The 18,718-nt window shown below is 68.2% G+C and carries 17 protein-coding genes; 9 read left to right on the top strand and 8 right to left on the bottom strand.

Features of this window, described 5'->3' with window-relative positions; all coding sequences use genetic code 11:
- Positions 1–942: an ABC transporter permease gene (locus BR07_RS0107430; RefSeq protein WP_027504887.1), complete on the bottom strand. Its 942-nt coding sequence runs from the start codon at positions 940–942 to the stop codon at positions 1–3.
- The gene (locus BR07_RS0107435) at positions 943–1,977 is read right to left on the bottom strand and encodes an ABC transporter permease (RefSeq protein WP_231476242.1); all 1,035 of its coding nucleotides are present in this window, start codon (positions 1,975–1,977) and stop codon (positions 943–945) included. It lies immediately after the preceding gene.
- A 242-nt stretch (positions 1,978–2,219) separates the two neighbouring features.
- Here BR07_RS0107435 and BR07_RS0107440 point away from each other — a divergent pair, with 242 nt between their 5' ends.
- The 5 genes from BR07_RS0107440 to BR07_RS0107460 all read left to right on the top strand — a co-directional run bounded on the left by BR07_RS0107440 (position 2,220) and on the right by BR07_RS0107460 (position 8,683).
- Complete coding sequence (locus BR07_RS0107440) at positions 2,220–3,797, top strand: ABC transporter substrate-binding protein (RefSeq protein WP_027504889.1); 1,578 nt, start codon at positions 2,220–2,222, stop codon at positions 3,795–3,797.
- A 14-nt stretch (positions 3,798–3,811) separates the two neighbouring features.
- On the top strand, positions 3,812–4,993 hold the full coding sequence (locus tag BR07_RS0107445) for a sialidase family protein (RefSeq protein ID WP_027504890.1): 1,182 nt from the start codon (positions 3,812–3,814) through the stop codon (positions 4,991–4,993).
- Entirely contained in the window at positions 4,981–5,664 is a 684-nt protein-coding gene (locus BR07_RS0107450; protein ID WP_027504891.1) for an SDR family NAD(P)-dependent oxidoreductase, read from the top strand. Before BR07_RS0107445 ends, BR07_RS0107450 begins: the two co-directional genes overlap by 13 nt.
- 76 nt (positions 5,665–5,740) lie before the next feature.
- A complete protein-coding gene (pdxA, locus tag BR07_RS0107455) occupies positions 5,741–7,906 on the top strand; it encodes a 4-hydroxythreonine-4-phosphate dehydrogenase PdxA (protein WP_027504892.1) in 2,166 nt (721 codons plus the stop codon).
- Between the two features lie 9 nt (positions 7,907–7,915).
- The gene (locus BR07_RS0107460) at positions 7,916–8,683 is read left to right on the top strand and encodes a DeoR/GlpR family DNA-binding transcription regulator (RefSeq protein WP_027504893.1); all 768 of its coding nucleotides are present in this window, start codon (positions 7,916–7,918) and stop codon (positions 8,681–8,683) included.
- 85 nt (positions 8,684–8,768) lie between these two features.
- On the opposite strand, the gene BR07_RS27575 is transcribed toward BR07_RS0107460, so the two are convergent.
- The 6 genes from BR07_RS27575 to BR07_RS0107490 all read right to left on the bottom strand — a co-directional run bounded on the left by BR07_RS27575 (position 8,769) and on the right by BR07_RS0107490 (position 15,028).
- A complete protein-coding gene (locus BR07_RS27575) occupies positions 8,769–9,017 on the bottom strand; it encodes a LuxR C-terminal-related transcriptional regulator (protein ID WP_027504894.1) in 249 nt (82 codons plus the stop codon).
- 214 nt (positions 9,018–9,231) lie between these two features.
- On the bottom strand, positions 9,232–10,041 hold the full coding sequence (locus BR07_RS0107470) for an alpha/beta fold hydrolase (protein WP_027504895.1): 810 nt from the start codon (positions 10,039–10,041) through the stop codon (positions 9,232–9,234).
- Between the two features lie 5 nt (positions 10,042–10,046).
- Positions 10,047–11,486 carry a GntP family permease gene (locus tag BR07_RS0107475; RefSeq protein WP_027504896.1) on the bottom strand — a complete coding sequence of 480 codons (1,440 nt, stop codon included), beginning with the start codon at positions 11,484–11,486 and terminating at the stop codon, positions 10,047–10,049.
- Between the two features lie 28 nt (positions 11,487–11,514).
- Positions 11,515–12,147: a bifunctional 4-hydroxy-2-oxoglutarate aldolase/2-dehydro-3-deoxy-phosphogluconate aldolase gene (locus tag BR07_RS0107480; RefSeq protein ID WP_037184881.1), complete on the bottom strand. Its 633-nt coding sequence runs from the start codon at positions 12,145–12,147 to the stop codon at positions 11,515–11,517.
- Positions 12,144–13,754 (bottom strand): N-acyl-D-amino-acid deacylase family protein, encoded by a 1,611-nt coding sequence (locus BR07_RS0107485; protein WP_027504898.1) that lies wholly within the window; start codon positions 13,752–13,754, stop codon positions 12,144–12,146. The genes BR07_RS0107480 and BR07_RS0107485 overlap by 4 nt, the downstream gene beginning before the upstream one ends.
- A 2-nt stretch (positions 13,755–13,756) precedes the next feature.
- Positions 13,757–15,028 carry an alanine racemase gene (locus BR07_RS0107490; RefSeq protein WP_027504899.1) on the bottom strand — a complete coding sequence of 424 codons (1,272 nt, stop codon included), beginning with the start codon at positions 15,026–15,028 and terminating at the stop codon, positions 13,757–13,759.
- A gap of 127 nt (positions 15,029–15,155) precedes the next feature.
- Between BR07_RS0107490 and BR07_RS23755 the strand changes: the two genes are divergently transcribed.
- Genes BR07_RS23755 through BR07_RS23760 form a run of 4 tightly spaced genes read left to right on the top strand, consistent with a single transcriptional unit; the run spans position 15,156 to position 18,708 of the window.
- Positions 15,156–16,172: a sugar kinase gene (locus BR07_RS23755; RefSeq protein ID WP_231476243.1), complete on the top strand. Its 1,017-nt coding sequence runs from the start codon at positions 15,156–15,158 to the stop codon at positions 16,170–16,172.
- Positions 16,169–16,933 (top strand): IclR family transcriptional regulator, encoded by a 765-nt coding sequence (locus tag BR07_RS0107500; protein ID WP_027504900.1) that lies wholly within the window; start codon positions 16,169–16,171, stop codon positions 16,931–16,933. The genes BR07_RS23755 and BR07_RS0107500 overlap by 4 nt, the downstream gene beginning before the upstream one ends.
- Positions 16,930–17,331 carry a RidA family protein gene (locus tag BR07_RS0107505; protein ID WP_027504901.1) on the top strand — a complete coding sequence of 134 codons (402 nt, stop codon included), beginning with the start codon at positions 16,930–16,932 and terminating at the stop codon, positions 17,329–17,331. The genes BR07_RS0107500 and BR07_RS0107505 overlap by 4 nt, the downstream gene beginning before the upstream one ends.
- Before the next feature lie 33 nt (positions 17,332–17,364).
- Positions 17,365–18,708: a DUF2254 domain-containing protein gene (locus BR07_RS23760; protein ID WP_051613143.1), complete on the top strand. Its 1,344-nt coding sequence runs from the start codon at positions 17,365–17,367 to the stop codon at positions 18,706–18,708.
- Positions 18,709–18,718: the final 10 nt, after the last annotated feature.

An 18,718-nucleotide genomic window follows, 5' to 3' on the forward strand; every position in this document is an offset into this window, starting at 1 on the left:
TCAGGCCTTCTTTCCCGAGATGGCGAAGCGCCCCAGCAGAGCCTTGAGGCCCGAGCCGGCGGGACGGTCGCGCAGACCGTCGCCGAGGAGGTTGACGCCGATGACGAGGAGCACGATGACGAGGCCCGGCAGGGTGACCAGCCACCACGACGTCGTGATGTAGTCCTGGCCGTCGGAGATGATGCGGCCCCACGTGGCGAACGGTCGCTGCGGTCCGGCGCCGAGGTAGCTCAGCGCGGACTCGAGGAGCACCGCCTGGGCGAGCAGGAGCAGCACCACCAGCGAGGTCTGCTTGATGACGTTCGGGATGATGTGGCGCGTGAGGATGGCGACCTTGCCGAGTCCGAGTACCCGCGACGCGGCGACGTAGGGCTTCTCTCGCTCCACGAGCACCAGAGAGCGTGTCAGACGGGCGATCTCGGGCCACTGGGCGATCGCGATGACGAACGTGATGACCGGGATGGACGGCCCGAAGAGGGCGACGACGAGGAGCAGCATCATGAGCAGCGGCAGGGACAGCTGCGCTTCGAGCAACCGGCTGATGACGGTGTCGACCCAGCCGCCGAAGTAGCCGGCCATGGAGCCGAGGGTCAGGCCGATGAGGCCGGAGACCAGCACGGCGAGGATGCCGACGAGCAGTGACACCTGACCGCCGTAGAGAACGCGGGCGAGAAGGTCGCGTCCGAGCTGGTCGGTTCCGAACAGGTGGCCGTCGGTGAGCGGTGCGAGACGGCGAGCACCGAGATCGGTGGCGTCCGGATCCTGCAGCGGCAGTATGCGAGCGAACGCGACGGGGAGGATCACGACGAGTGCGCAGACGCTGCCCACCCAGATCTTCAGTCGGCTGTCGCGGGCGCGCCGAGTGGAGCCTGCCTTGGCGATGTCCTTCGCGGTGACCGCCGACGGGCGCTCCGCCTGCGGGGGCTCGAGTGTTGTGGTCATCTAGGACGTTCCCTTCCCCAGGCGGACACGGGGGTCCAGAAGCGGGTAGCAGAGGTCGACGAGGAGCTGGACGAGGACGGCGAGCACCGCGGTGACGAGCACGGTGGCCTGGATGAGGGGGTAGTCGCGGGTCTCGAGCGCGCGGACGACGAGTGATCCGACACCGGGCCAGGCGAATACGACCTCGACCACCACGACACCGTTGAGCATCGACGCGAAGCGTGTGCCGAGGGCAGTGAGAACGGGGATGGACGAGTTGCGCAGGGCGTAGCGCCAGATGAGTTTCCGCTCCGACACACCGCGTGCGCGCGCCACCGTCGCGTACTGGGACCCGAAGGCGCCGACCATCTCCCGACGCACCATGCGGGAGATCAGGGCGATCTGCAGGATGGCGACGGTGACCATGGGCAGGACGAGCGACGACCACGTGGCGAAGCCGGCGGCCGGGAAGATCGGGATCACCACGGCGAAGATGGTGATGAGCATCAGGCCCGTCCAGAAGTCGGGCATCGACTGTCCGGCGATCGTGACGACGTTGGCGCCCAGTTCGCGGCGGGTGTCCGCGCGGCGTGCCATCCAGACGCCGAGGGGGATGGCGAGCAGTGTCGTCAGTCCGATCGAGGCGACGGTGAGCGTCAGTGTGTAGGGGAGGCGATCGAGCACCACGTCGAAGGCGGGCGCCTGGAACGAGTACGACGTTCCCAGGTCGAGCTGCAGCAATCCCTGCAGGTACTTCAGGTACTGCGTGATGATCGACTGGTCCAGCCCCATGCTCTGACGGATCCGCTCGATGTCCTCGCTGGAAGCCAGCGGGCCCGCCATCGCGTAGGCGGGGTCGCCGGGTGCGAGACGGATCAGCACGAACACCGTGGTGAGCGTCAGGAAGATCGCGAGCGCGCTCTGACCGAGCCGCTTGACGATGTAGCGCGCCGTGCCCGCGGACTTCGACTTCGTCTTCGTGGGTTCGGCGGCCGGCGCGTCGGCGGGCGTGATCATGCCGGCGGTCACCGGGTCACCGTCCGTCGGACCGCGCATGTGTTCGTGGTGTGCATCGAACGACCTTTCGGGAGATGCCTCTGCGCTGGCGGGTCACGAGCGCGGGCTTCGATGTAACTCAGCTCACAATGGCACCTGTGCGCGAATCACGCAAGTAGCAATTCATAGTTGCGTGTTGTGTGCAGACCTGCGTACAGTCCAGGTGTGCTTGCGGTCACAGTGCAGCTCCGCTCCTGACCCGCAGCCCCTCATGACGCTCGAAGTTCGAAGAGAGGTCGACGATGACCAGATCGCCGTTCAACCAGCAGTTCTCCCGTCGCAATCTCCTGCGCGGCGGGATGCTGCTCGGTGGTGGCGTGGTGTTGGGCGCGGGTGCCAGTGCGTGCGCCACGCCTACCGGCACACCGGGCCCGACCACGGTGAGCCTGGCGCTCAACCGATCGCTGGTGAGCCTGGACAACAAGCTCAACCAGTTCGACGCCGCCCTCACCGTGCAGCGCGGCGTGCGTCAGGCCCTCACCGAGATCGACGCGAACCTGAAGCCGCAGCTCGTCCTCGCCGACCGCTTCGATCTGGTCGAGCCCACCCGCTGGTTCGTGCACCTGCGTCAGGGCGCCGTGTACTCAGACGGCTCGCCCGTGCAGGTGCAGGACGTCGCGACGGCCATCCGGATGTACAGCGAGGTCGACGGTTCGTTCGTCGGCGGCTTCTTCCCCGAATGGCCGACGGTCGAGCAGATGGACGACACCAGCTTCTCGTTGCTGACCACCAAGCCCGTTCCGGTGCTCGACTACTTGATGTCCAACATCCTCATCACGCCGGCGGCCGACAACAAGCCCGAGGAACTGCAGACCGGTCTCGGCTCCGGCCCGTACGTCGTCACGTCGGCCGATCGCGGTACCGGCAACTACACGCTCGAACGCAACACCTCCTACTGGGGCCCGGCGCCGAACATCGAGACGGTGCGCGTGCGCTTCGTCCCCGAGGAGTCCTCGCGCGTCGTCACGCTGCGTAGCGGCGAGGTGGACGTCATCGACTCCATCACGCCCGACGCGGCGGACCAGCTCGAGGGCCTGTCGAACGTCGTGGTCGATCGTGTCGACGGCGTGCGGCTCAATCAGCTCTTCTACAACTTCCGCAAGCCCGCCGACCATCCGCTCGCCGATGCTCGGGTGCGACGCGCGCTGACGTACGCCATCAACGGGCCGGCGCTGATCGACCAGGTGATGCAGGGATCGGCGACAGCGTCCAAGGGCGTCATCCCCGCGATCCTCGACGGCGCCATCGAGACCGGCGAGTACACGTACGACCCGGCGCGGGCGCGTGGCGAGCTCGACGCTCTCGGCATCTCCGATCTGGAACTCAAGATCATCTGGGAGTCGGGCGAGTTCGCTGCCGACACCGACATCATGGAGTCGGTCGTCCAGATGTTCTCGGCGATCGGCGTCCGCACCACATTGCAGCAGTTCGAGCCGGGCGGCGACATCATGCAGTGGCGTCAGGGCAAGGCGGGCGACTGGGACATCCTGGGTAACGGATTCCCGAGTCCGACCGGACTGGCGATCACCATCATGCAGGGCATGTACGCCGGCACCCCGGAGAAGGAACGGACCCGAGACACGTACCACGGGTACATGTTCCCCGAGATCGCCGCGGCCATCGCGCGTGCGTCCGAGGAGGTCGACGAGACCCGACGCACTCAGCTTCTCGCCGACGCGCAGCGCCAGATCTGGGACACCGTGCCCTGCCTGTGGTCCTTCGTTCCCAAGTCGGTGATGGCGCGTCGCGAACGCATCCAGGACGTGACCCTGCGTCCCACCAACTCCTACAACCTGTCCGCCGCGACACTCGTCAGTTGATCGAGGAGATCCCCGTGACCACCACACTGGATGCCGACGGCATCGTGCGCCCCACCGCCGAGCCCGGGCGCCGTGATGCGCTGTTGACCCCGCCCGAGGTGCAGAACCACGCGGCCAATCTGGCTGTGCTGCCCGACGGTTCGCTTGCATGCGTCTGGTTCGCCGGCACACAGGAAGGTGTTCCGGACATCAGCGTGTGGTTCTCCCGACGGGACGGCGACGAGTGGTCGCAGCCGATTCGTCTGTCGGACGACGGGACGCGGTCGGAGCAGAATCCCGTGCTGAACGTGCGTGAGTCCGGCGAGATCTGGCTGCTGTGGACCTCGCAACACGCCGGCAACCAGGACACCGCACGGGTGCTTCGGCGGATCTCGCCCGACGGCGGGCGCACCTGGGGTGACACCGACGTCCTCATCCCGGAGACCGAGGCGGGTGGCGTGTTCGTACGCCAGCCCATGGTCACGCTGCCCTCCGGCCGGATCCTGTTGCCTGTCTTCCACTGCGTCCGCATCGAAGGCCGCAAGTGGGTGGGCGACCGCGACTACTCCGGCGTCATGGTGTCGGACGACGACGGCGTCACCTGGCGCGAGGTAGTCGTTCCCGACAGCATCGGGTGCGTCCACATGAACATCGGCCGGGTGTCCGACGATCAGCTCGTCGCCCTCTACCGCAGCCGCTGGGCGGACCACGTCTACCGTTCTGTCTCGGACGACGACGGTGACACGTGGAGCGCTCCCGTCCCCACCGAGCTGCCCAACAACAATTCGTCGGTGCAGTTCGTCGTGCTGGCCGACGATCGACTCGCCCTGGTGTACAACGAGTCCAGTCGTGAGGACGCCACGGCGCGCCGACTGTCGCTGTACGACGAGATCGACGATCACGGCATCGCGGACAAGCAGGAAACGGTCGAGGAGGACTCGCCCCTGGACGACGGCGACCCGCGGCACGCCTTCTGGGGCGCACCCCGAGCGCCGATGGCCCTGGCGATCTCATCCGATCGCGGTGTCACCTGGCCGGTGCGCCGAAACCTGGAGGAGGGCGACGGGTACTGCCTGTCGAACAACTCCCGCGACGGATTGAACCGCGAGTTCTCGTACCCGTCCATCGTGGCCGACGGTCCGACGCTGCACGTGGCCTTCACGCGCTTCCGTCAGGCCATCGAGTACTGCGAGGTGCAGCCGGAGTGGCTGTCGTGAAGCACGCCGTCGTCACGGGCGTCAGCTCGGGAATCGGTGCGGCCACGGCAACCTCGCTTCTCGACGACGGGTGGCGTGTCACCGGGCTGAGTCGTCGGAAACCGGAGATCGAGCACGAGAACCTGACGTGGGTCGAGTCCGACCTGAGTGATCTGGACTCGGTGGCGGAGATCGCGTCGGGTCTGTCCGCGGTCGACGCCGTCGTTCACGCTGCGGGACTGCAGCGTTCGGCTCCGCTCGGGTCGTTGAACGTCGACGACCTCCGCGACATGTGGCAGGTCCATGTCGCGGCGGCCGAGGTCCTGGTGAACGGCGTGGTCGATGCTCTGGAGCCCGGTGCCCGCGTCGTCCTCGTCGGAAGTCGCACCATGACCGGTAATGCCGGCAAGAGCCAGTACGTCGCCACGAAGTCCGCGCTGACGGGCATGGCACGGTCGTGGGCCATGGAACTGGTGTCCCGCGGCATCACCGTCAACGTCGTTGCGCCCGGACCCACGGACACCGCCATGCTGGGGGACCCGTCGCGCTCGCACACTCCGCCCAAGCTCCCGCCCCTCGGAGCCTTCATCGACCCGTCTGAGGTCGCGGGGCTCATCGGCTTCCTGCTCGGCCCTCTCGGTCGCAACATCACCGGCCAGGCGATCGTGCAGTGTGCGGGAGCGTCGTTGTGAATCTACTGCGCGAAACACGCAACTCCGCTACAGTTGTGTGCGTGGTTCGCGCAAAAGAGGGAAGGGCGGTGCAGCGATGACCTCACTCGTCGTACTGGCCGACGACCTCTCCGGCGCCGCCGAGGTGGCCGGGGTGTTCCTCGACCGCACGCCCGACGTGTCTTTGACTCTCGACGCCGTGATCGGTTCCGCGGCAGTCTCCGTCGTGGATCTCGACACCCGAGCGATGGCCGCCGAGCAGACGGAACTGCTGGTGTCGTCCGCGCTGCGCTCCGTCCCGTCGGGCGGCCGGGTTCTCGCAAAAATCGACTCGTTGCTGCGCGGCAACGTCGCAGCCACGGTGCGCGCCCTGTCCGAGCGCGGGCCGGTGATAGTCGCCGGCGGCCTCCCGCTGCTGAACCGGCTCGTCCGCGACGGCGTACTCCACGTCGACGGTGTGCCGCTCGCTTACACCGACCTGTGGCATGCCGAACCCGAGGCGCCGCCGGAGTCGTTGCCGCACATGCTCGATGCTCCGCTCGTCACCATCGACGCGCTCTCCGCCGCGACCGGGGTCGTCGTGTGCGACATCGAGTCCGACGCCGATCTCGACGCGGTGGTGGCGGCAGTGGCGGAGCGACCTGACATGATCCTGGTGGGTACCTCGGCCCTCGCTGCCGCCGTCGCCCGCGGTCTCGACGGGTCGGCCGAGCCTCGGACCGTCTCGCGCACAGGCGATCCCGTCCTCGTCGTCGTGGGCACCGCCTCTTCGGTCGCCGTCGAGCAGGTTCGTCGTCTCGCCGAGGACGGCGTGCGACTTCTGGCCGTGGGCGCGGGTGACCTGCTCGCCGAACGGGCCGATCCTCACACGCTCTCCTCCGCCCTGCGCGACGGCTCGGTCGCGCTCACCGTGACCGGCTCCGTGGACGTCGCTCGAACCCGCGACCTGTCCGTCGCCCTGGCCGAGTACGTCCGAGCCGGCGCCGACGGACTGTCGGTCGACCTCGCCCTCACCGGCGGTGAGACGGCACGCGCCGTCATCACCGCGCTCGGCATCGACACCCTGCGCCCGCTCGGGCACGTGCACTACGGCGCTGTCGTGTCCGTCGACCCGCGGGGCCGACGCGTCGTCACGCGGCCGGGCAGTTTCGGTGATCGAGACAGCCTGTCCGCCATCCACTCCTACCTCACCGGCGACTCGCCGGACACCACGCTCCGACCGAAGGACTCAGCCATGACATCGACCGATCTCCAGACTCTCGACCTGCCCGTCGTGGCCCTGACGATGGGCGACGGCGCGGGCATCGGCCCCGAGGTCATCGTCCCCGCCGTGCTCGACGCGAAGGTGGCGGGGTGGTGCAAGCCCGTCGTCGTCGGTGACGCCGCGCGTCTGCGACTCGCGGCCGACGTGCTGGGTGTGCAGTGCGACATCGTCTCGATCGAGCGCATCGCTGATGCCGAGTTCACCAGCGGGCGCATCAACGTCATCGACCTCGGGTTGCTGCCCGCGGATCTGGCCTGGGGCGAGCTGTCCGCAGTGGCGGGACATGCTGCCTACGAATACATCCGTGTCGCAGCCGAACTGGCTGTCGCCGGTGACGTCCAGGCGATCTGCACCGCGCCGCTCAACAAGGAGGCGCTGCACGCCGCCGGACACATCTTCCCCGGTCACACCGAGCTGCTCGCGCACCTCACCGGTACCGAGGAGGTGTCGATGATGCTCTCGACGCCCAAGCTCAAGGTCATCCACGTGACCACCCACATCGGACTGCTCGACGCCGTCGCGAAGATCGAGCCGGGCCTCGTCGAGCGGACAGTCCGCCGTGGGTACGAGGCGCTGGTGCGATCGGGCAACAGCAACCCGAAGATCGGCCTGTGCGGTATCAACCCGCATGCCGGCGAGAACGGCCTGTTCGGGTACGGCGAGGAGGATCAGAAGATCGTGCCGGCCGTCGAGAAGCTGCAGGCCGACGGAATCGACGCCGTCGGACCGCTGCCCGCCGACACCGCCTTCTTCCTCGCGGGTCGCGGTGACTACGACCTCATCGTCGCTATGTACCACGACCAGGGCCACGGACCGGTCAAGGTTCTCGGCATCGAGGCCGGCGTGAACATCACCGTGGGACTCCCCGTCATCCGTACCTCCGTGGATCACGGCACCGCGTTCGACATCGCGGGCAAGGGCATCGCCGAGGCCGGCAGCATGGTGGAAGCCCTGCGACAGGCCGCCGAACTGGCGACCAGCACCGCCGACGTCGGCTAGGTTTCGGGTATGGCGCTCAGGGAGTCACAAGCGCGGCGCGCGGAGATCGTCCGCCTGGCCAAGACGAGTGGTCTGGCGAGTGTGGAAGACCTGTCCGTGCAGTTCGGCGTGACGGCCTCGACCATTCGTCGGGATCTGTCGCAGCTGACCGCCGAGGGGCTTCTCGCGCGCACCTACGGTGGCGCGATCGCGCTCGACCCACACCCCGAGTCGTCGCTGCGACAGCGTGCGGTCGAGGGCTTCGACGCCAAGCGTTCGATCGCGAAGTGGGCTGCGGGAGAGGTGCGCCCGGGCGAGACGGTGCTTCTCGACGCCGGCACCACCGTCGGTGCCATGGGGGAGTACCTCCGTGACTCGACGGGCCTCACGGTCATCGCCGCGGGTCTCACTGCGCTCGAGGCGCTGGCGGATGCCGACGACGTCCGCGTCGAGTGCCTGGGCGGTACGTTGCGTCACCTGTCGCAGGGTTTCGTCGGGCCGCTCGCCGAGGCGTCGTTGGCACGGGTGTCCTTCGACCGCGCCTTCCTCGGTGCGGACGCGGTCACCGCCGACCGCGGCATCTGCGAGGCCGAGCTGGAGCAGACGCGGCTCAAGGAGTTGATGATCGAACGCGCCGGCACGGTCTACGTGCTCGCGCACGCGGCGAAGCTGGGGCAGCGCCCGTTCCACGCCTGGGCACCCCTCCCCGAGGGCGTCACCCTGGTCACGGATGCCGGCGCGACCGAGGAACAGGTGCAGCCCTTCCGCGACGCCGGGGTCACGATCGTCGTGGTCTGAGCGGTGGAGTTTCTGCTCCTCTCGGCGCCCTGTCGCGCAGGATCCCGCCGATAGGTGGCGTGAGCGGAGCGAAAGCACCAGCGGTTTACAGCTCGTCCAACCCCACGTGACCGTCCTGCAGTGCTCGGGCGACCAGCGAGGCCTTGGACCCGGCGGAGCGGCCTACCGCCTCGTACTTCTCGCGAATGCGCGCGATGTGGGTGTTGACCGTGGCGGGGGAGATGAAGAGCGACCGTGCGACGGTGCCCTTCGAGTCGCTGATGATCCACGCCCGCAGGACCTCCACCTCCCGCACGCTGAGGGCCGGTCTCACGATGTCGTCGTCGGTCATCATTGCCTGCATCTGTATCGGTCCCCCTGCTCGGCGCAGCAGCGCTGCGCTGCTGTTCTGGGAGGACCGTACGTTTTGTTCCGGGCAGCTCGGTAGCCACGACTTCGGGGGACCCCGACGTCGGGGGCATGCTTCGCAGAGCTCACCATCTGCGGACTGTGACCGGTCCATGCAATCAGACGACGGGCATCTCCACTGTCCGTCGGGCAGACGACAGTCAGTACCCGATGCCGCGCAGGAAGGTCAGCACGGCCTCGTTCACCTCACGTGGACGGTCCATGTTCGCGGCGTGGCCGCTGTCGATCAGCGCGACCTGACCCTGCGCGGTGTCGCGCGCGGTTACCACTGCGTGATCCGAGGGCCAGAACTGACTGTTCCGTCCCGCGATCATGAGGATCGGTACGTCCGCGGCCCGGATGTCCGCGCGCCAGTCCTGGCGGGCGTGGTCGTCGAGAAGTGCTCTCATGGGCGGTGTCTCGGACGACACCATTCTGGGCATCGACCGCAGGCGCAGAATCAGTTTCGCGACGGGGAGGAGCGAGGCGAATGTCGAGGGTCCGTGTCCCGTGGCGGGAATGCCCTTCGCGAAGAACCCGTCGACGGTGGCGTCGGTCAGACCGTAGAAGCCGTGCGGCCACGAGGCGTCGTTGATCATCTTCGGCGTCTGATCGACCGAGACGACACCGCGGACCCTCGACGTCCCGGTCGTACGGATGTAGGACCAGACGGTGCTCGCGCCCATGGAGCCACCCATCAGCACGGCAGTCTCGACGCCCACCGCGGTGAGGAAGTTGTCGAGGTCCCGGCCGTGCCGCGCCATGGTGGCGCCGTGATCGGGTGCCTCGGAGTCGCCGTGGCCGCGCCGGTCGAGCGCGAGCACGCGATACCCGGCCCGCACGAGCGCATCCTGTTGGAACACCCACGTGGTCGCCGGAGCGCCGAACCCGGCGACCAGGACGACGACGGGACCGCTGCCCTCGTCGAGGTAGCTCAGGGTCACGTCGTCGTCCGTCACGAAAGTGGGCATGATCGTCAGCTTACGATCGCGAACAACACCCCTGCCACGGCGAAGCTGACGACCGACAGCACGGTCTCCAACACGGTCCACGTCTGCAGCGTCTGCTTGACGGTGAGGTTGAAGAACTTGGCGATGATCCAGAACCCGCCGTCGTTGACGTGGCTCAGGATGATGGATCCGGCAGCGATGGCCATGGCGATGAGCGCGACGGACATCTGCGAGTAGTCCTGCGCCGCGACGAGCGGTCCGACGATGCCACCGGTCGTGACGATGGCGACGGTCGCCGATCCCTGAGCAATACGCAGCGCACAGCTGATGATGTAGGCGAGCACGATGATCGGCAGTCCCGCGGCGGACATGGTGTCCGCGAGTGCGGTACCGATGCCGGTGGCCGAGATGACCTTGCCGAAGAACGCGCCCGCTCCGACGACGAGGAGCAGCATGCCGACCGGGCGGAGCGATTCGCCGGTGAGAGTGGACAATTCCTGCACCGTCGAACCGCGCCGGATGCCCAGGACGTAGAACGCGATGAGCACCGCGATGAGCAGAGCGACCGCGGGGGTGCCGAAGAACGTGAGGACCTGGAGCAGGTTGCCCTCGTCGAGCAGGATGGTGCCGAACGTGGCGCCGAGGATGAGCACCAGGGGCACGGCGATGATGGCGCCGATGGTCGCGACGGATGGGGGAGTGGTGACCACGGGTCGCTTCGTCTCGACGGCGGTGCCGCCCGACGTGTGCGGTCCGTCGTCGTCGGCATCGTTGACGAAGTCCTCGGGAACCTCGACGATGATGCGCTTGCCGATGTAGCTTCCCCACACGAGACCGGCCGCGATGAAGCCGGGGATTCCGCAGATGAAGCCCATGAGGATGAGCCAGCCCAGGTTGACCTCGAGCAGGCCGCCCAGCGCGACGGGGCCGGGGTGCGGCGGGAGGAACGCGTGCGTCATCGACAGGCCCGCGAGCATGGGAAGTGCGTACAGCACCAGTGACTTCCCGCCCTGTCGCGCCGCGACGTAGACGAGCGGGGCGAGAACGAAGATGCCGATGTCGAAGAAGACGGGGATGCCGAAGATGAGGCCGAGCAGACCCATAGCGATGGGTGCGCCGCGATCACCGAAGACGCCGAGAAGCTTGGCGGTGAGTGCCTGCGCACCACCGGACCTCTCGAGGATAGCACCGAGAACGGTGCCCAGTCCGATGATGACGGCGATGTGGCCGAGGATGCCGCCGAAGCCCGTCTCGAGAATCGAGTCGCCGCTCTTGATGGCGGTTCCCACGATCTGCGACACCGGAAGTCCGGCTGCGACAGCGAGTCCCAGACCGACGATGAGGAGGGCGATGAACGGTTCGAGCTTGACCTTGATGATGACGACGAGCAGGACCGCGATCGCGATACCGCACAGAACGAGGAGTCCGGGAGTGGACGTCCTCAACCAGTCGACGACGGAACCCATGAGGTTGCCTTTCGAAGTATGTGGAGAGTCAGCGGGAGAGTGAGTGGACGAACGAGGTGGCGCGTGCGGTGATGTCGTCCCAGAGCCCGGCCGCCACCGCGGCCGGTGGAACGACGTCGGTGCCCGCGGTGACGGCGACAGCGCCGCGGGCGAGGTAGTCGGCGGCATTGTCGGCATTGACGCCGCCGGACGGAACGAGGGGGACGTCGGGGAACGGTCCGCGGAGATCACCGAAGTAGCTGGGGCCGAACAGCTTCGCGGGGAACACCTTCACCGCGGCGGCGCCCAGATCGAGCGCCGCCATGATCTCGGTGGGCGTGAGCGCGCCCATCATGACGGGCACGTCCCGTTCGTGCGCCACCGCGGCGACGTCGGGACGAAGACCGGGAGTGACGAGGAAGCGTGCACCTGCGTCGATCGCGGCGCGCGCCTGGTCACCCGTCATCACGGTGCCCGCGCCCATCACGGCGCCGGACGACGCCGCGGCGCGCAGGCAGTCCAGCACGTTGGGTGTGGTGAAGGTCAGCTCGACGGCGCGTAGTCCGCCGGCCACGAGGGCATCCGCCAACGCCGCGGGATCGGGGATGGACGGGGCGCGGACCACCACCAGCGCGCGGTCCTCGAGAATCGTCGCAAGTGCGTCATCGAAACGGGTCGTCATGAGGTTCTTCCGTGAGAGGTGCGGCGGAGGGAACGGCCGGCGAGTGTCCCGGTGGGGACGCCGTCGCGCACGGCGAAGGAGCCGTTGACGAGAACGTGCGCGATGCCGACGGCCTGCTGCTTGGGGTGGTCGAAAGTGGCGGTGTCCCGGACGGTGGCCGGATCGAAGACCACGAGATCCGCAGCGTGGCCCTCGCGGACGAGACCACGATCGGTGAGACCGAGTCGTGCACTGGGCCGACCCGTGAGGTGATGGACGCAGTCCTCCAAGGACATCAGGCCCTCGTCCCGCACGTAGTGGCCGAGGTAGCGGGGGAACGTCCCCCAGGCCCGCGGATGGGGACGCTCGCCCACCAGAATGGCGTCGCTGCCACCCATGTGGTGGGGATGCACCATGATGGCGCGCACGTTCTCCTCGTGCCCGACGTGTTGCAGGATGGTGGTGCTCAACGCATCTCGCTGGAGCACGTCGAAGAACACGTCGACGGGTGCGCGGCCCTCCTCGGTCGCTATGTCGAGGACGGTCTTCCCGACGTAGCGGTCGAGATCCGCGTTCGCGACGCCGCTGAGCTGGATCGTCTCCCATTCCACCGTGACGCCGTGGCAGCCGTCCGAGCCGTAGCGGTTCACGTCGTCGGTGATGCGGCGCCGCACGTCGGGGTCGTCGAGACGGCCCAGCGCCGCGTCGGGTCCGCCGGACATCGCCCAGCTCGGTAGCAGTGCGGACAGGGTGGTGGCGCCGGGGAGGTAGGGGTAGGTGTCCAGCGTGATGTCGCACCCGTCGGCGATCGCGGCGTCGACCATGTCGAGGAACTCGCCGGCGCGGCCCTTGTTCTCGCCGAAGTTCATGGTGGCGTGGGTCAGGTGCAGGGCGCAGCCGGTCTCACGGGAGAGGTCGATCATCTCCCGGTACGCGCCGAGAGCGTTCTTGCCGTAGGAGCGAGTGTGCGGAGCGTAGAAGCCCCCGAACTCGGCGACGACCTCGCACAGCGCGCGCAGTTCGCCCGTGTCGGCGTACATCCCGGGCGTGTAGGTCAGTCCGCTCGACATGCCGACGGCGCCCTCGGACATGCCTTGTGCCACCAGCTCTCGCATCTGGTCGACCTCGGCGGCGGTGGCAGGACGCTGATCCGCTCCGACGGCCAGATAGCGCAACGTTCCCTGCGGCACCAGGTACGCGGCGTTGGGGGTGATGCCCCGGTCGAGCCGGTCCAGATACTCGGCGACCGAGCGCCACGTGATGTCGAGATCGGTGGGATTGCCGTTCCATCCGGAGATCTGACGGCGGATGACCGCGAGCGTCTCGTCGGTGACGGGTGCGTAGGAGAGCCCGTCCTGACCCAGCACCTCGGTGGTGACGCCCTGGGTGATCTTCGGAACGTGTCCGGGCGCGGTCAGCAGTCCGAGGTCGGAGTGGGCGTGCATGTCGATGAAACCCGGTGCGACGACGTGGCCCCGAGGCACGTCGACGACGATCCGCGCGTCGGCGACGGTGCCCGGTGCCGCGACCCGCGTGATGCGTCCGTCGTCGACGAGAACGTCGGCGCGGACTCGGTCGGACCCGGTGCCGTCGACGACGTCACCGCCGCGAAAGAGGATGTCCGCCATGATCAGAAGAAGGTGTGGATCAGGTCGACGATGCGCGGGTTCGCCGCGTCGGCGTCGTCGACGACCGGAAGCAGACGCCACTTGTCGAACGCCGTGCAGGGATGCGACAGGCCGAGCCGTGCGACCGTCCCGACGGGAACGTCGTCGCGGGCCGTGCCCGGCGTCCGGAGGAAGGCGTGCTGATCGTTGAGCGCCGAGATGTGGTGCCCCGCCTCCGCGTCCCGGCCGCCGATGCGCTGCGGTGTCGGCAGCCCCTCGTCGAACGGGAAGTCACGCTTGCCCGCATCGAGCAGTGCGAGTTCGGGTTCCGGACGCGACACCACCCGCGCCCAGCCGTGCATCGCGGAGGACAGGTGCTCCTCGCCGACGCGGGAGGCGATGAGCGGGGAGATGTCGGCGTAGAAGCCGTCGTCGTGCACCACGTAGGCGCCCGAGCGCAGCACGACGGCTGTGTGCTCGTCGACGACCGACGAGAGCCGCTCGACCACCAGGTCCTGGTAGGCGCTCCCGCCCGCGGTGACGATCGCCCGTCCCTCGTACAGGCCGTCGGCGGCGAGACCGGCGTGCAGGGCGGCGACCTCGTCGAGGTAGGCGCGCACGGCGTCCAGACCGGCGGGTGTGCGGTCGTGGGCCAGCGCGCCCTCGTATCCGCCCACGCCCGCGAGGGTCACCGACGGCGACGAGGAGATCGCGGCCGCGACGCGTCGCGCCTCGTCCACGCTGCGTGCCCCGGTGCGGCCGTGCGGCCCACCGAGTTCGACGATCACCGGGATCGGTCGTGTCACGGCGCCCAGGATCTCCGTCATGCGTGCCACGGTGTCGACACTGTCTGCCCAGCAGACGAACTCGACGTCGTCGTGAGCGTCGAGATCCGCCGAGATCCAACGGAGCGTCACCGGGTCGATCAGGGCATTGGCGAGAAGGATGCGCTGCACGCCGAACGCGCGAGCAAGTTGTACCTGCCACCCGGTGGCGAGGGTGATTCCCCAGCTGCCCGCCTCGAGCTGCTCGGCCCAGAGCTGCGGCGCCATCGTGGTCTTGCCGTGCGGTGCCAGACGCATGCCGGCCGCATCGGCCCACCGCGCCATCACATCGATGTTCGACGTGAGGTGGCGGCGATCCAGCGTGACGACCGGGGTCGCGAACTCGGCGAGAGTGGGCGCCGTCGCCAGATAGTCGCGCACGGTGAGGCCCCACGCGGCGGGTGGGACGGACTTGTACTCGGGGCCGAGAGTGCGGTCGTGCAGCGCCTCGACGGCAGCCTTGTCGATCATCGAATCCTCCTGCGCCGCATATGGCGCTGTAGCGTTGCGTATTTTGCAACGCTGATTGCAAACTGTGTTCGGTGTCGTTAGTCTGCAACGAACAGGGACAACTCGCAAGACATCGAAGGGAATTGATGTGAGATCACCCGGCGCGGCGACTCCACGGGTGGTGTGTGTCGGTGAGGGACTCGTGGTCATGGTCGCTCAGCCCGGCCCCCTCGAACACTCGGACACGTTCGAGCGGTCGGCCGGGGGAGCCGAGGCCAACGTCGCGCGGGTCCTCGCCCAGTTGGACGTCGAGGCGTCCTGGCTCTCGCGCGTCGGTGACGACGGCTTCGGCCGCTACCTGACGGAAACGCTGCGCGCGAGTGGGGTGGACACGTCGGCGGTGATCGTCGACCAGACCCGCACCACCGGGATGTACGTCAAGGAGCGTGGTTCGGGCAGCGGTCACGCGTCCGACCTACCCGCCGGGGAGAGCCGAATGACCTACTTCCGCAGCGGTTCCGCCGCCAGTGCGCTGTGTGTCGACGATGTCGTCGGTGCGACGCAGATGCTCGCGGCGGCCGACCTCGTGCACGTCAGCGGCATCACGCTCGCCCTGTCGGACACCGCGCGCGACGCTGCGGCCGCGCTGGCGTCGTCGCCCGGTCTGCTGAGTTTCGACCTCAACCACCGTCCCCGACTCTGGACCGCCGAGAGCGCCGATGTGGTTCTTGCAGAGCAGGTCCGACGCAGTGACATCGTGCTGATGGGCGCCGACGAAGCACACGCGGTGTTCGGCACCGGAGACCCCGACGCGCTGCGTGGCCTGTTCCCCGAGCCGCGCCGCCTGGTGATCAAGAACGACGCCCACGTGGTCGTAGGATTCGACGGCGCCGAGCGTGTCGACGTCCCGGCCCTGCGGTTGTCGGTGGTCGAGAAGATCGGTGCGGGAGACGCGTTCGCCGGTGGCTACCTGGCCGGTGTCCTCCGCGGCGACGATCAGCAGCGTGCGATCAGGCTGGGGCACCTGTGCGCGGCCGGCGCTCTCACCGCGCACGGCGACGCGGCCCATCTGCTTCCGCTGCACCGTCTCGACGCACTGGTGACATCCTCGGACGAGGAGTGGTCGAGCATCGACTACGACGCCGAGAGGGGAATCGCCGTATGAGTCAGAGTGTGTCCCGCGCGCTCACCCTGCTCCGGGTGCTGGCCGACGGTCCGCGATCGCTGGACGAGTTGGCTGCCCACCTCGACGTGCACAAGACCACGGTCCTACGACTGCTGCGGGCGATGGAGGCGGAGCGGTTCGTCCAGCACGACCACGAACACCGGTATCGCCTGGGGTCGACGCTCTTCGAACTGTCCAACCGGTCGTTGGAGCAGCGCGACATCCGGACGTTGGCGCGGCCGCATCTGGCTGCGTTGAACGCCGACACCAGGCAGACGATCCACCTCGCCACCTACGAGTCCGGGGAAGCCGTCTACATCGACAAGTTCGACGCCACCCAGAGCGTGCGGATGTACTCGCGTGTCGGACGCCCGGCACCGTTGCACTGCACCGCCGTCGGCAAGATCCTGATCTCCGGGCTGCCTGCGGACGAGCAGCTCCGCGTCGCCCATCGCATCGAGTACACCCGCTTCACCGACCGCACCATCGACACGCCCGAGCGCTACCTCGAGGAACTGGCCCTCGTGACCCGTCAGGGATACGCCGAGGACCACGAGGAACACGAGTCGTTCGTCAACTGCATCGGCGTGCCGGTGCGCGACGGAACCGGCTCGATCGTCGCCGCGGTGTCGATGTCCGTGCCCGACATGCTGCTCGACCACGCCCGCGTCCTCGGCACCCTGCCGCAGGTGCGCGCGGTGGCCGAGACCATCTCCGCCGAACTCGGCTGGAGTCCGACCCCGACGAAGGAACCCGCATGACCGACAAGATCGCCGTCCTCACGACCGACGCGCCTGCACCCGCCCACACCTTCTCGCAGGGCGTGCGCAAGGGCCCGTTCGTCCAGGTGTCCGGGCAGGGACCCGTCGACCCGGCGACCAACGAGTACCTGTACCCCGGCGACGTCGCGGCGCAGACCACGCGGACGCTGACCAACGTCAAGGCCATCGTCGAGGCGAGTGGTGCGACCTTCGACGACGTCGTGATGCTGCGGGTGTACCTGACGAAGCGTGAGGACTTCGCCGTCATGAACGAGGCGTACGGCGCCTTCGTCCTCGAACACACGAAGGGTGACGTCCTGCCCAGTCGCACAACGGTCTTCACGGGACTCCCGCGCGAGGAGATGCTCGTCGAGATCGACGCGATCGCGGTGGTCTGACACGTCGACCCACCGTCAGGGCACCATGAACCCATGAGACGACGGTGGGTACGGCTGCAGGGCACGTTCTGGTTCGTTCCCGCGGTCCTGGGCGTCGTCGCCGTCGTCCTGGCTCAACTCCTGGTCGCCCTGGACCGGTGGCTCCTCGATCGGGGCATCGGGATCGGTGGGTCGCTGCTCTACCACGTGGGCGCCAGTGGCAGCCGGGACATCCTCGGCGCCATCGGCGGGTCGATGCTCGGAGTCGCGGCGACGTCCTTCTCCATCACCATCTCGGTCCTCGCGACGGCCAGTTCGACCTACGGCCCGCGACTGGTGCGTAACTTCATGGCGGACCGCGGGAACCAGGTGGTGCTCGGCATCTTCGGGGCGACCTTCCTCTACGCACTGATGGTGCTGCGCTCGATCCGGTCGCTCGACTCGGACGGCGACGTCTTCGTACCCGACATCGCGGTGAACGTCGCCGTGCTCCTCGCGGTGCTCGACGTCGGCGTCCTGGTGTACTTCATCCACCACATCGCCCAGTCGATCCAGGTGGCGACGCTGTCCTCGCGCGTGCGGGACGAACTCTCCGCCGCTGTCGACGAGCTCTACCCGACGGAGCCGCCGGCCGACGCGGCGTCGGATTCCGAGGTGACGCTGCCCGACCACGTCGACACAGTGCGTGCTCCGCGTTCCGGAGTCGTCGTCGACGTGGACGAGGACGCGGCGTTGTCCTCGGCCGTCGACGCCGATGCCGTCGTGGTGCTGCTCTGCAGACCGGGCGAGCACGTGATCGAGGGAGACGCCGTCGCGGAGTCACGACGGTGGAGCGGATCCGCCTCCGCGTCGCACCTGCGCGAGATCGAGTCCGCGGTCGAGGTCGGCGACGAGCGGACTCCGCAGCACGACATCGAGTTCGCCGTCGAGCAGCTGGCCGAGATGGCGGTGCGGGCTCTGTCCTCGGGTACCAACGACCCGTACACGGCTCGCAACGCCCTGGACGATCTGTCCGTCGGGATGGCGACTCTCGTCGGCCGTCCGCCGCCGTGCGGTGCCCGGACCGACGATGCCGGAACGGTACGGATCGTTCTGCGTCGGGTGCCCGTGGTCGACCTGATCGACCACGCACTCGGCGCGGTACGGATCTACGCGATGGCGAGCCCCATGGTGGTCGCTGCCGGTATCCGGATGGCGGAGCGGCTCGGTGCGGCAGCGACCGCGACCGCGTCGATCGACCGCGTCCGGTACCACCTCGACCTCCTCGACGAGGCGTGCCGACGGGAGATGACGGATCCGGCAGGGCGGGCCTCGTGCCTGGACCAGATCGACCGCGCGCGTGGGCGTCTCCTGACAGTCGCCGTGTCCGGCTCACCGTCAGGCACAGTGGAGTCGTAGATCCGCTGCC

It is taken from the genome of Rhodococcus sp. UNC23MFCrub1.1, from assembly GCF_000686025.1.
In the GTDB taxonomy this organism is placed as follows: Bacteria; Actinomycetota; Actinomycetes; order Mycobacteriales; family Mycobacteriaceae; genus Rhodococcoides.